Here is a 14,146-nt window from a genome sequence, read left to right on the forward strand (position 1 = left end):
CACTATTCCTGGATAGTTCGTTACAATTGTAGCTGGCTGAAATGCCGGCATAAAAGCATCGTATTATGAAATTGTCACAGAAAATATTGACACAGGTGCGTGGAAATGTACACGTACCAGCGCAGGCACACTTGCAGCTGCCGGAAAAGGTATTGCAGTTTGGCACTGGTGTATTGCTACGGGGATTACCTGACTATTTTATAGATAAGGCTAATAAAGCAGGTTTATTCAATGGCAGGGTGGTAGTGGTGAAATCTACCGGTGGTGGTGCTGCGGATTTTGACGGGCAGGACAATTTGTATACCCTGTGCATCCGTGGTGTTGCAGGTGGGGAGCAGGTAACAGAAAACTGGATCAATGCAGCTATCAGCAGGGTATTGTCTGCCGGAGAACATTGGCAACAAATCCTTGCCTGTGCGCATAGTGCAGCAATGGAAGTGGTGATCTCTAACACGACAGAGGTAGGGATTACCCTGAGTGATGATGATATTTTTGCAGCGCCGCCCGCCTCTTTTCCAGGTAAGCTGCTGGCATTTCTGTATGAGCGTTTCCGGCACTTTAAAGGAGATGCTGAAAAAGGCATGGTAATTATCCCCGCGGAGCTGATTCCTGACAACGGTACCAAACTGAAGGAAATAGTGCTGGAGCTGGCTACCCGTAATAAACTGGAAGCTGCTTTCATTACCTGGCTGAATACGGCCAATCATTTCTGTAATTCGCTGGTAGACCGTATTGTGCCAGGCAGGCTTCCTGCTGAGGAGCAGGCCAATGTTGAAAAAGAGCTGGGATATACGGATGGGTTGATGATCATGGCGGAGGCTTATCGCCTGTGGGCCATTGAAACAGACAGTGAAAAGGTGAAGGCGGTATTGTCATTCAATGAGGCTGATGAAGGCGTAGTGATCGTGCCGGATATCAATTTATTCCGGGAGCTGAAATTGCGCTTGTTGAACGGATCGCATACGCTGAGCTGCGGACTCGCAGTATTGGCAGGATTTGATACGGTGAAAGATGCGATGGACGATCCGGAGATGGAGGGATATATCCGTGCATTGCTCCGGCAGGAGCTGGTACCTGCTATTACCGACCTGTATATACGGGAAGAAACTGCGATGACATTTGCGGAAGCAGTGCTTGACCGTTTCCGTAATCCGTATATTGCCCACCGTTGGCTGGCCATTACGATGCAGTATACTTCCAAAATGAAAATGCGGGATGTACCTGTTTTACTGAAGCATTACCAGCGTACTCAGGAAGTGCCCCGGTTAATAGCCTTAGGGTTTGCTGCGCACCTGTTATTTATGCGCAGCCGTAAGGATACCAGCGGACAATATACCGGTGAGGTCAATGGCCAGACATACCTGATACAGGATGATTTCGCAGCCTGGTACCATGATAAATGGCAAAGGCTGGAACCAGCAGTACTGGTAAAAGAAGTACTTGGTGATACTGCCGTATGGGGAACTGATCTGACAGCCGTTAAAGGATTTGCCCATACCGTGACGGTATTGCTGGGTGATATGTTGAGGGAAGGGGCGCGTGCTATGCTTTCAGGCTCTTTACGGGATTCATCAATGCCGCTTTGATACTTTGAAAACCTACGGTAAGGATGGCGATGCCAATCGTTAGCAAGCCTGCCAGCACAAATACCCACCATGCGATCTCTGTTTTATAGACGAAGCCCTGGAGCCACCGGTTCATCGTATACCAGGCTATTGGAAAAGCGATCAGTAAGGCCATAGCTACTGGCTTCAGGAAATCAGTAGATAACAGTAAAATGATATTGGGCACAGAGGCACCTAATGTTTTGCGTACACCTATTTCTTTGGTACGCTGTGCTGCGGTAAACATGGCCAGTCCAAATAAGCCAAGACAAGAAATGAAGATAGCCAGGAATGCAAAGTAATTAGCCAGTTTGCTCACTACCTGCTCGTTTTTGTATAGTTTGGTATATTCCTGATCAGAAAACTGGTAAGAGAAGGGAATACCCGGATTGATGGTTTTACAGAGCTTTTCCAGGGCCGCCAGCGTTGTCTGTGTTTTACCAGCGGTGGTGCGTACCAGCAAAGTACCCCATTTAGGGCTGGTATCCAGCCGGATAAATAATGGTTCAATCGCATCGTGCATAGAGCTGAAATGAAAATCTTTCAATACCCCGATGATCTCACCTTTGTCGGTACCCCAGATGAAAGGTTTACCGATGGGGTCCGTATATCCTATCTTTTTAACTGCTGTTTCATTTAAAATATAGTTGGCAGAATCGGCCCCAAATTCGCGGGAGAAATCACGCCCTGCCAGTAATCTGAGGTCCAGGGTTTTTACAAAATCATAGCCCACCACCGCATCAGAAAAAAGCACTTCCTGGCTGGGGTCTTTACCTACCCAGCCAATATCACCTCTTGAATGACTGATCACTGTAGGCGTTTCACGCATTTTTGAAATGGACACGATGCCAGGCAGCTTGCCGGCTTCTTCTTTCAGCAGGTCGTATTTGTTGATCAGCCCGCCTTCCATTGGAATATAAAGCAGGTTTTCCCGGTTATAGCCGAGGTTTTTAGTTTGTACATAATCCAGCTGTTGGTAAATGATTATCATGCCTACGATCAGTATGGCAGACAAAGCAAACTGGAATACCACCAGGCTCTTACGGAAAAATGTTGCCCCGGTACTGAATTTCAGGTTGCCTTTTAATACTTTGACCGGATTGAGAGATGAAAGAAAAAACGCAGGATAACTGCCTGCCACCAATCCGGTGATAACCATCAGCCCCAGCAGGAGGGCCCAGAAAGCAGGTTGGGTGGTGGGTAACAGCAGCTGTTTGCCGGTGAGTGTATTAAATGCCGGCAGCAGTAATACTACCAGTGCTATTGCAATCATTACGGAACAGAGTGTGAGCAGGATCGCTTCACATACAAACTGCAACATCAGCGTACGACGTACGGCGCCTACTACTTTTCTTACGCCTACTTCCTTAGCCCGCTGGGTAGCTCCCGCAGTGGCCAGGTTCATAAAATTAATACAGGCTATCAGCAGGATGAAAACAGCTACCAGGCTAAAGAGATGTACGTATGCTATACGGCCACCATCGATCTTCCCGTTTTGAAAAGTAGCATGAAGATATTTTTCAGGAAAGGGTTGTAGGCCCAATTCGGTAAATGCTTCCTTATGTTGGGACTTATAGCTGGCAAGAAAGCCTTTGATCTTGGCCGCTACTTTAGCAGGATCTGTACCCTGGTGCAATTGCAGATAGGTAGCAGGGTTTGCGCTCCCCCAGTTACTTACCCAGCTATTCGCCTTTGTGTAGTCCTGCCAGTTTCTCAGAAAATCAAATTGTTGGGAAGAATAGGCTGGTACATTTTCAAAAATTGCTGTTACAGTAAGGTCTTCTTTGTTTTCATACCGGATAGTTTGTCCAATCGCTCTTTCCGGACTACCAAAGAATTGTGCTGCCATTTTACGGGAAATAGCAATACCTCCGGGTACGTTCAAAGCGGTTGCGGGCGTACCTTGTAACAATGGATAACTGAACATCTTCAGGAAGTCTTCCCCCACGTAGGCCCCTTCCACCTTAAACAATTGCCCGTTTGCTGAAAAGATACGGGGAAAGGAGCTTTCCATACTGCTGGCATATGTTACTTCCGGGACCATTCTTTTTAATTCATTGGCCAACAGGCCTTGTGTAAGGTAAGTGCCTTCGATCTTACCATCATAATGATTGATTTCATATACCTGGTAGAGTTGTGCATCGTTTGCATGAAAGCGGTCCATACTGCGTTCATCCTGTATCCAAAGGATCACCAGGAGGCTGCAAGCCAGTCCGGATGCCAGCCCGAGTATATTGATCGCCGAAAAGGCTTTGTTACGGATCAGATTCCGCCATGCTATTTTAAAATAGTTACCCAACATAAAATCCGCATTTCAGTTATTATATGTGCTGTAAATAGTATGCCATTCATCTAATGTGCTTATAAACAGAATGTTAGATGACTATTGTTATCAGGTAATGTTCATTTTCAGTACATGCATTGTTCAGTAACGAACAGGCAGTTGCCTGTTTTTTAGCAATATATTAAGAAATGATCAGGTACAGTGGATGATTAATTACCCTACTTTCATACCTGCTGCAGCGCTATTGAGGGGACCCACTTCACTATAATACGATAGCATGATAAAGTACTTTTCTTTTGCAGGATTATTGTTATTAGCCTTTGGCTGCCACACTACATCAGATAAGCCGCATACGGTTGCAACAAAGGCTACGCCTGGCCCTACGCGCCTATATGCACAGGCAGTGGGCGATTCCTTCTCGGTTTTTGTAAGTCTGCCGGAAGATTACCATCCGCAAGAGAAAAAAAGTTTTCCGGTAGTATACCTGCTGGATGCCAACTTATATTTCGATATCATGGCTACCACTATTCGTAAATATGCTGAAGTAGGTCTGGCGCCTGAAGTAATTCTGGTAGGCATTGGCTACAAGGATTTTCCGACTATGGATTCCCTGCGTAACCGGGATGATACCTATCCGCAGGCTATTCCGGAATATGAAATGTCTGTAAGCGGTGGGGCCGACAAGTTCCTATCATTCATCAATAATGAGCTGGTGCCCTATATCGATCATACTTATCAAACAGATACTACCAAACGTGTGTTGATGGGGCATTCATTAGGAGGGTATTTTACAATGTATGCCTTAGAGCAATCTTTATCAGGAAAAGCACATAAATTGCACAACTACATTGCTGCAAGTCCCTCTCTGCACTACAATAACTATTATCTGCTACATCAGCTAAAAACAAGTACTGTCCGGCAGCCGGACAATACCAAGGTATACATTACCTATGGCGGGCTGGAAAATTCGAATGATCCTGCTTCAATAACGCTGGATAGCCTGTCGGCCCAGCTGGCAGCCGTGTTTCCCAAACATGCCAATGGTGGTGTTACCTATAAATACGATATCTATTCCAGCCTTGATCATATGGATACGCAATTACCCACCTTCATTAAAGGGATGCAATGGGTGTTTGCCCCTTGAGCTGTTTACTGCGATTCATAATATTAGCTGGCAGAGAAGTTATCCTTCATGGGCTACCGGGTATTTAATCTATAGTTCTGTATTTTTGCTGTTTGGTTAATCCATTTAATCACTCATGAAAATTACATTTGAGCAATATCATCCATTCTGGAAACAGGTATTTGATGACCTGAAAAAAGAGCTGGCGCAGGAGATAGGTTTTCTGGAGCCTCAGATCGAACATATTGGCAGTACCTCTGTGGAAGGTCTGTCGGCCAAACCCATAATAGATATCCTGGTAGGTGTTAAAAATGAGGAAGATCTGGATCTTATTCCCCCGGTGCTGATGAGAAAAGATTATGTGTATTATGAAAAGTACAATAAGGAGATGCCTTACCGCCGATTTTTTGTAAAATTAAAGCAACCTCCCCAAAGCTTGTCATTGCCGGTTCATATCAGGCCTGCTGATACTATTCCTGAAGAGTTGCATAATCATGCACTTCGGGTAGCGCATATTCATGTGATGCTATTGGATACTGAACATTGGATCCGTCATATCGCTTTCCGTGATTATCTTCGCACCCATCCGGAAGTCAAAGAGGAGTATCAGCAATTGAAAGAAAAATTAAGTATACAGGAGTGGAAAGACGGTAATGAATACAATGAAGCAAAGGATGTATTCCTGAAGAGAGAAGAACAAAAAGCGATCAACTGGTATCACCAATTGCCGCGTTGACCAATCTTCCTGACATAAACTAAAAAAGTATATGAACAACATAAACCTGAGAGCAATTGCACAAAAATATGCAGGAGGAAAAAGGTTGAATGACTTTATTGAATATGGGGGTGTAGCAGCTGCTATTGAAACTATTACCGGCAATATTTATACAGGCATTAGTATTGATACCGCTTGTTCTATGGGGTTTTGTGCGGAGCATAGCGCCGTGGCGGAAATGCTGAAGCATGGAGAATGCCGGATAAAAGCTATGGTGGCAGTGGATGAAGAAGGACATGCCGTTCCGCCTTGTGGCAGATGCCGGGAGCTGATCAGTCAGCTTTCAAAGGAGAATCTGCAGACTATTGTTGAGGTCAGGGATGGCGTTTTCGTTACCTTAGCAGAGATATTACCATATGACTGGAAAGACGATTCAGGAAGAGACTGGTAAAGGCTTCCGCTATCAAATCACGATAAGCTAATAATGAGATCATGTCACTTCCTGCTAAAATAAAAGAGATCAGCGACGCACAGGAATTCAAGCAGTTTTATCTTGAGGATTCCCGCTATTCCTATTGTGAGGAGTGTAGCAATGTGGAATATTCGCATGGGAACGGATTCCTGGAAATTGTAGCTTTAGAGGATTTACAAAAGTTACATAACAAGCATATTGGGCACCAGGCACGCAGAAAGTTTTATAGCATTATTCTTTTGTCGGCAGGTGAGGTAACGGAAGTGATCGGGCATCAGAAATATCATTTTGGTCCGCAAAGCATGTATTTTATTCCTGAAAATCAGCTCCATGCTATTGAGTCCTGGAGTGAAGATATAAAGGGCATCCTCTGTATGTTTGATGCAGATTATTTTCTACTGTGTATCAAGCACCAGATCAAGCTTAACCAATTTCCCTTTTTTCAGTTGGATAAAGCCCCTTATATAAAATTATCTGACCGGGAAACTCAGATGATGCAACACCTGTTCTGGAAGCTCAGCAGTGAAAAGTGCCAGAAAAAGACTTTTAACGATGATTTACTGGTCAGAATGTTCCTTAATATTATCCTGCTGGAAGCTGAGCGGATTTATAATAGTCATACTACGGCGCAACCCTATAATCTTTCCCGGAAAGAGCAGTTGGTAGCGCAATTTCAATTGCTGGTAAACCAGCATTTTCTGGAAAAAAAACAGGTGAACGAATATGCAGGCCTGCTGCATGTACATCCCCATTATCTGAATGATGTGGTACGGGAAACTACCGGTTTTTCTGCCAGTTATTTTATACAGCAGCAGCTCATACAAGAAGCTAAATCCCATTTGCTGCAAACCAATGCCACTGTTTCTATGATCGCAGCTGCACTTAACTTTGAGGATGACTCCTACTTTGGCCGGTTTTTCAAGAAGCTGACCGGACTCACTCCCCTGCAATACCGGAAGCAGCACAAACATCAATAATATGTGATTTGTACCATTTTGCCTCCCAAAAGTGTTAGCGCAACCTTTTAGATGTAGCTAGCTTTGTTATATCAAATTAATAGTTATGACAAATGCAGTAAACAAAACGCCGGAGGTGGGAGCCATTACACTATTACAATTTTATGCAGCATGGTGTTATCCGTGTAAAATGATGATGCCGGTAATAGCATCTATACAACGGAAAAAATATGATTGGCTGAATGTTCAGCAGATTGATATTGATGCACAGGAGACAGTAGCAGACAGCTATCATGTCAGGGCTGTACCTACTTTTGTAGCCCTTAAAGATAACAAAGAGGTATGGAGGAGTTCCGGTGTATTACCGGAACATACTTTGATCGAAACATTATCCATGTTAAAATAGTCCTTTAGCTGCTGGATGACATTAGCACATCTTTAATTTAATCAGTATTCTGATGCAGCAATTTTTAACCTTAACTGACTGAGATGAACACATATCTGGAATTGATTGTTTTTTCATTAGCCATTGGCACAGGCGCCACTATTGTGATGGATATTTATGCAATTATTAACAAGCGCTTTTTTAATGTTCCGTCTTTGGATTATGGATTGTTGGGACGCTGGATCGGACATTTTAAAAAAGGTTTATTTTCCCATACCACGATTATTCAGGCCGGGAAGATTCCGCACGAACGTGCTATTGGATGGATGACACATTACCTTATCGGGATTACTTTTGCTTTTTTGCTCTTGCTGATCTGGGGAACTGGCTGGGCATATAAACCCACCTTTGGACCAGCCATTGCCATTGGGCTGTTGACAACCATCGCGCCATGGTTTATGATGCAGCCGGCATTCGGATTTGGTATCGCAGCATCCAAAACCCCTAATCCTAAACAGGCAAGATGGAGGAGCCTGAAAGCGCACACTATATATGGAGTAGGGTTGTACCTGGCAGCATGGGTGCTCAGTAGGATCATTTCATAGAAAAAGCTATCGGTATAGCTCCATTTATCAAAACAAAAAATGGCTATGTTTGCAGTACTTTAACCAAACAGTCATGAGAGTTATATCAGTAAGGGAAAACCCGGAATATAAGGATAAGACTATCGGATATCTGCAACGCAGTTGGCCGGAAGTATATCCTGTGATATACGAGGATAGTGTAACCCATAGTCTTACCAGCCGCAATCCATTGCCGCAATGGTATCTGCTGGAGCTGGACGGGATGATTATTGGTTGTGCCGGATTGATCACAAATGATTTTATCAGCCGGGTAGATCTGTATCCCTGGGTGTGTGCGATATATGTTGATGAACACCACAGAGGCAAAGGGTATGGCGCTTTGCTACTGGAAAAAGCGAAGGAAGATACTGCAAAAGCTGGTTTTACCCATTTATACCTCTCCACAGATCATGTGGGTTATTATGAAAAATATGGGTTCACGTATATTGGACAAGGTTATCATCCCTGGGAGGAAGAGTCCCGCATATATGAGATTCGTGTGAAGGGAGTTGAATAACTCCCTTTTTTATGCTATCCTTTTTCCCGCTTGCGGAAAAGTTTTTCCCGATTTGCTAAATCATTTGTTTTATTCTCCTGCATCTTTGCACTGATTTTAATATTCGGCAGCAATCGTAATTCCCCCAACAACTTATCTGTTGCAATGGGCGTTGCTGAAATTAACCTGATAGGTGCTGTAGCAAAAGGCAACCTGTATTTAAAGGAAAGTAATTGCCTGATTCCCCTGTGGGTGGAATTGGAAGGCAAACCTATTGCCATTAAATAAACTGGAGCATCTGGCAGCAGTTGTTTAACATATCATACAAGCAAAAACGAGATACAATTAATGGAAAAAAGAGTAATAGTCTGGCATGACAGTATCAACGCACCGGCAGAAAACGACCGCATCCGTAATGTTTTTGCTGTCACCAGGATCATTCCAGTGATGGTCCTGGTGTTGCTTTTGAGCAGTCTGGGTGTTATCGCGCAGGAGCAACAGGGAGGTACTATCCGAGGTAAGCTGGTAACAGCGGATGGCAAACCGGTAGAATTTGCAACGGTGGCCTTACTCCGCAATGCAGATTCGGCTGTTGTAAAGGGTACAATAAGTAATCCGGACGGGAGTTTCGTATTACAGGAGGTAGCACATGGTACTTATTATATCAACGCCAGCTTTATGGGGTACCAACCGCTGCGCACAGCTGTATTTATCTTGTCGGCTAAGAATAATGAGGTGCAGTTGGATACCCTCCGTTTGCTGTCGAACGAAAAGATGCTGGGTGCCGTAACGGTAACTGCACGGAAACCTTTGCTGGAACAACGAGCCGACCGTACCATCCTGAATATTGAAAACAGTATCCTTTCAGAAGGCAATACCGCGCTGGAATTGCTGCAGAAAGCACCTGGGGTAACAGTAGCTGAAAATGGCAGTATTTCCCTGAAAGGAAAACCTGGTGTGAATGTGATGCTGAACGGAAAGCTGACTTACCTGTCTCAACAGGAGCTGACCCATTTACTGAGGGGCACTACTTCCAATTCCGTATCAAAAATAGAGATTATTCCCAACCCACCTGCTAAGTATGATGCAGCAGGCACAGCAGGTATCATAAACATTGTACTGAAGAAAAGTGAAAAAAGCGGCCTGAACGGCAATGTTTATACCAATTATGCCCGTAGCAGGGCCAACCGTTATGGGGCGGGTATGAGCCTTAATTATGGAGGAGAAAAGGCCAATGTATATGGTAGTTATAACCATGCCTTCCGGGGTGAGGTAGAATACCTGGATTATATCCGCCGTTTTCGCAATGAGGGGCATACTGGCGCACCGGACAGGACTTCGTACTCTAAAACAGCTACGGATGAGCCATTGTATACCAATAACTTTAAAGCAGGGGCCGATTACCATGTAAACGCCAAAAATACGATTGGGGTGCTACTGAATGGCAATGTGGGTAAATACAATAATAATAGCGTCACCAATAACCGCCTGGTAAATACAGCAGAAAAACTGATTTATGATGCTGCCAGTAACAGCAATAGTGAACAGCGGTGGACCAATCTATCCTATAATCTGAACTACCTGCATAAGTTTGATAAACCAGGACAGGAAATTTCTTTTGACCTGGATCATACTTATAACGATTTTAAAGGAAAACAATACCTGGCCACCAGGTATAAGGATGAGGAAGGACAGGAGCCTTTACCATTTTCATCCCGCAAAGGCGATATCCCTTCGCTTACTAAAGTATATGTAGCCAAGGTAGATTATACGCAGCCTTTTTGGAGGGATGGAAAATTTGAAACAGGCTGGAAGAGTAGCTATGTAACCGTAAATAATGATCTCAAATACGATACCCTGCGAAATGAGCAATGGGTACCAGATGCCAATACTAGTAATCACTTTAAATATAAAGAGAGCATCCATGCGGGTTATCTGAATTTTAGCAAGGAAGTGGACGGGTGGAGTTTACAGGCAGGGGTGCGTGGAGAATATACCCGCACTACCGGCCATCAGGTTACGACAGACTCCCTGGTAAAGCGGGATTACCTGCAGATATTTCCTAGTCTGGCAGTATCGAAAACATTGCGTGGAGACCAGAAATTGCAGTTTTCGTACAGCCGAAGGGTAGAGCGCCCTGATTATGATGAGTTGAATCCATTTCGGGTGTTCCGCGATCCCTATCTGTATTATGAAGGGAATCCCTTCTTGCAGCCACAGTTGACAGATGCGGTTGAGCTCAGCCATGTGTTGCATGATAAATTAACTTCGAGTATCTATTACAGTAATACCAGCAAGGTAGTGAACTGGGTGATGGGGCAGGACAATACTACCAATACCAGTTACGAACAGCCACAGAATCTGAAGAGTATGGTGAATTATGGTGTAAGCCTGACCGCATCCATGCCGTTTACTAAATGGTGGTCTGCCAATTATTTCTTTAACCTGTTTCATACAGTATACAAAGGCAATGAACAGAACGAACATTTGTTTAACGAGATTACCGGATATAGCTTTAACCTGCAGAATGCCTTCCAGTTTGGTAAAGGATTTTCCGGAGAGCTAAGTGGCTATTATGAATCAAAGGGAATCTATGGGATGTTTGTAACGGAACCTATTTACGTAGTATCATTAGGTGCTCAGAAACAATTGTTCAACAAAAAGTACACCGCCAAGATCATGGTAAATGACCTTTTCCAGACAGATCAATGGAAGCAGCGTATGTTGTATGACAATATTGATATGAACGGGCATGTCCGGTTTGATAGCCGTAAGATCACCGTTTCTCTATCTTACCGTTTTGGCAGTAATAAAACTACGGTGCGGGAGCGCAAATCCGGCAGTGAGGATATCAATAGCCGGGTAAAAAGCGGGGGCTGATAATCAGATCAATCCGCTCTCAGGCTTTTCACCGGATTGGTGAGGGCTGTTTTAATAGCTTGTGTACTAACGGTGAGGACGGCCACTATCAGGGCTACCAGTCCGGCCAGCGCAAATATCCACCAGGAAAGTGCAGTACGGTAGGCAAAATCTTCCAGCCATTTATGCATAGCATACCAGGCCAGTGGCCCTGCAATCAGGAAGGCCAGCATTACCAGTTTCAGAAAATCTTTGGAGAGCAGTAGAACAATATTACCAACAGAAGCTCCGAGCACTTTTCTTACACTGATTTCTTTTTTACGTTGCTGAATGGTAAAAGACGCCAGTCCGAACAGCCCGAGGCAGGCCACAAAAATAGCCAGGGAAGCAAACAGCAGAAAGATGTGCCCCAGTTGTTTATCTGTCCGGTATTGTTTGTCAAAATAAGCATCCAGGAAGAAGTAGTCGTACGGATCGTCCGGGAAAAAACGGGTATATTCTTTGCCTATCGCTGCAATTGTTTTATCGGGGTGCAGCATATTCATCCGGATGGCGTAAAAGTTATTGTAAGAAGTGCCCAGGCGAAAGATAATGGGATTCACATTACTACGCAGGGATTCCTGGTGGTAATCTTTCAATATACCTACTATCGCCAGGGTATCTCCCTGGAAATTTATTTTCTGTTGTATAGCTGATTCGGGTGATGTAAATCCCAGTGCCTTACAGGCAGTTTCGTTCAGCAATGCGCCATCCCGGGCATCACTACCACCCGCTTCTGACAAGTTGCGTCCGGCCAGTAGTTTAATCTGGAAAGTCTTTAAGAAATCTTCATCTATAGTTACCTCATTCAGCCCTATACTGGCACGCGGATCCTGGCTAAGCCGGAAGGCTCCGTTGGTAGACCAGATTTCTTTGCCGGGGATATCTGAGGAAATGGTAAGCTGGCTAACAGCGGGTTCCCGTTGCAGTTCCATTTTAAATGCCTTTATACGGCTGCTGTCGGCCATTTTAGGACCTACTACCACCAGTGTCTGGTCCAGGCGCATGCCCAGGTCCTGACTGCGCATAAACTGTAATTGCCTGAAGATCGTAAAGGTGCCAATCAGCAATATTACAGATGCGGCAAACTGTACAATGACGAGGGCTTTACGCAGTGTGTTATGACCGGCAGTTTTACTGCTGCCTTTCAATACCTTAATGGGCTGGAAAGAAGAGAGGATAAATGCAGGATATACACCGGAAATCAGGGTGCCGGACAGGAAGATCATTACAAAAAGCAGCCAGTAGGCAGGTGCCCCCCAGAGTGAGTCTGCAAGCGGTTTGCCGGTAAGGTTTGCAAAATAGGGCATTGTCAGCATCAATAATACTGCTGCTATCATCGCAGCGATAAAGTTGACGAGAATAGATTCCAGTAAAAACTGGGCGAGCAATTGCTGTTTACCTGCACCTACTACTTTACGGATGCCTACCTCACGGGCACGTCGGATAGCCTTTGCTGTAGAGAGATTTACATAATTTACCCAGGCAATAGCGAGGATAAATCCGGCGATGATCAGCAGGAAATATACGGAACGGATATTACCATTGACTGTTGCCTCATTGCGGATATTAGAATGTAAATGAATATCCGGCATGGCCTGCAGCTCAAATTTTGTTGTTGTACTATCCATGCCTGCCTGCTGGATAAATGCGGGGAACTTTGCTTCCAGCGCTTTGGGATCTGTGCCAGGCGCCAGTAGCAGGTAGGTGTAGTAATCAAAATTATTCCAGTTGCGCTCATACTTTGCGGAAAGCAGGAAATCAAATTTCAGATGAGCGTTGGGAGGTACATCTTTAAAGATACCTTTTACCAGGTAGGTTCCGGTTTTGTTCAGTGTAATGATCTTACCCACAGGATCTGTTTTCCCAAAGTATTTTTTGGCGGTAGATGCAGAAAGCAGGGCTGTTCTGCTGTCATTCAGATCTGTTTGTTTACCGCGGAGCAGTGGGAAATGAAACAATTGGAGAAAGGCCGAATCAGCAAAAAGTATTTTTTCCTCGTTGAACCGGGTATGCTCATAGCTCATGACTGCGCTGCCATAAATGGTAGAAACAGTAGTAGCCCCGATTACCTCCGGAAAGGCTGCCTGCATAGCAGGGCCTGTAGCTGTATAAGTCATTGCGCTATGATCTGCCAGCACACCCTCAAGCATATATTTTTTTGTAACCCTGTAAAGCTGTTTGCCTTTAGGATGGAATTGGTCGTAGCTTAACTCAAATCCTACGTATTGGAAAATGGCCAGGCAGGCAGCAATACCAATAGCGAGGCCGCCTATATTGATAGCAGAGAAGCCTTTATTGGCCCACAGATTACGGAAGGCGATTTTCAGATAGTTCTTTAGCATGGGAGTGATGCTTGATAATTTCATTCCCACAGAATGTATTCCATAAAATCATGCTATTAATAATCAATATGTTAAGTTGTTTTTAACATAGGCGGGTGTCCGTTTTTGAGGAGAAGGTGTCCGTTTTTGAACAGGAAGGCATGGTGATGGTTGATGCTGTGTTTTACATACCCTGCTTAAGTTAGATGGTTTGATTCCCGTTTTGTACAAAAAAGATCCTTTCGCTGGTGTTTGTGATGTAGTAA

Annotated in this window: 12 protein-coding genes; 10 read left to right on the top strand and 2 right to left on the bottom strand. The window is 44.4% G+C overall.

Annotation, left to right across the window (positions count from 1 at the left end; genetic code table 11):
- Positions 1 to 65 precede the first annotated feature (65 nt).
- The gene (locus ABR189_RS06635; RefSeq protein ID WP_354659677.1) at positions 66 to 1,586 is read left to right on the top strand and encodes a tagaturonate reductase; all 1,521 of its coding nucleotides are present in this window, start codon (positions 66 to 68) and stop codon (positions 1,584 to 1,586) included.
- Here ABR189_RS06635 and ABR189_RS06640 read toward each other — a convergent pair.
- Entirely contained in the window at positions 1,543 to 3,906 is a 2,364-nt protein-coding gene (locus ABR189_RS06640; RefSeq protein ID WP_354659678.1) for an ABC transporter permease, read from the bottom strand. The two genes, ABR189_RS06635 and ABR189_RS06640, sit on opposite strands and share 44 nt — an antisense overlap.
- 259 nt (positions 3,907 to 4,165) lie before the next feature.
- Here ABR189_RS06640 and ABR189_RS06645 point away from each other — a divergent pair, with 259 nt between their 5' ends.
- From ABR189_RS06645 to ABR189_RS06685, 9 genes are all read left to right on the top strand, one after another.
- The gene (locus ABR189_RS06645; RefSeq protein WP_354659679.1) at positions 4,166 to 5,032 is read left to right on the top strand and encodes an alpha/beta hydrolase; all 867 of its coding nucleotides are present in this window, start codon (positions 4,166 to 4,168) and stop codon (positions 5,030 to 5,032) included.
- A 115-nt stretch (positions 5,033 to 5,147) separates the two neighbouring features.
- Positions 5,148 to 5,747, top strand: coding sequence for a GrpB family protein (locus ABR189_RS06650; protein ID WP_354659680.1), 600 nt, complete (start codon positions 5,148 to 5,150; stop codon positions 5,745 to 5,747).
- 31 nt (positions 5,748 to 5,778) lie between these two features.
- On the top strand, positions 5,779 to 6,177 hold the full coding sequence (locus ABR189_RS06655) for a cytidine deaminase family protein (RefSeq protein ID WP_354659681.1): 399 nt from the start codon (positions 5,779 to 5,781) through the stop codon (positions 6,175 to 6,177).
- 41 nt (positions 6,178 to 6,218) lie between these two features.
- Entirely contained in the window at positions 6,219 to 7,175 is a 957-nt protein-coding gene (locus tag ABR189_RS06660; protein WP_354659682.1) for a helix-turn-helix domain-containing protein, read from the top strand.
- Between the two features lie 85 nt (positions 7,176 to 7,260).
- Positions 7,261 to 7,560 (top strand): thioredoxin family protein, encoded by a 300-nt coding sequence (locus tag ABR189_RS06665; RefSeq protein WP_354659683.1) that lies wholly within the window; start codon positions 7,261 to 7,263, stop codon positions 7,558 to 7,560.
- 83 nt (positions 7,561 to 7,643) lie between these two features.
- Complete coding sequence (locus ABR189_RS06670; protein WP_354659684.1) at positions 7,644 to 8,144, top strand: DUF2938 domain-containing protein; 501 nt, start codon at positions 7,644 to 7,646, stop codon at positions 8,142 to 8,144.
- A 73-nt stretch (positions 8,145 to 8,217) separates the two neighbouring features.
- A complete protein-coding gene (locus ABR189_RS06675; RefSeq protein ID WP_354659685.1) occupies positions 8,218 to 8,679 on the top strand; it encodes a GNAT family N-acetyltransferase in 462 nt (153 codons plus the stop codon).
- Positions 8,680 to 8,823: 144 nt separating this feature from the next.
- Positions 8,824 to 8,946 (top strand): hypothetical protein, encoded by a 123-nt coding sequence (locus tag ABR189_RS06680; RefSeq protein WP_354659686.1) that lies wholly within the window; start codon positions 8,824 to 8,826, stop codon positions 8,944 to 8,946.
- 60 nt (positions 8,947 to 9,006) lie between these two features.
- Positions 9,007 to 11,538 carry an outer membrane beta-barrel protein gene (locus tag ABR189_RS06685; RefSeq protein ID WP_354659687.1) on the top strand — a complete coding sequence of 844 codons (2,532 nt, stop codon included), beginning with the start codon at positions 9,007 to 9,009 and terminating at the stop codon, positions 11,536 to 11,538.
- A gap of 8 nt (positions 11,539 to 11,546) precedes the next feature.
- Here the strand turns inward: ABR189_RS06685 and ABR189_RS06690 are convergent, their stop codons facing one another.
- Positions 11,547 to 13,925, bottom strand: coding sequence for an ABC transporter permease (locus ABR189_RS06690; protein ID WP_354659688.1), 2,379 nt, complete (start codon positions 13,923 to 13,925; stop codon positions 11,547 to 11,549).
- Between the last annotated feature and the right edge of the window lie 221 nt (positions 13,926 to 14,146).

This window comes from Chitinophaga sp. H8, from assembly GCF_040567655.1.
GTDB classification, from domain to species: Bacteria; Bacteroidota; Bacteroidia; order Chitinophagales; family Chitinophagaceae; genus Chitinophaga; species Chitinophaga defluvii.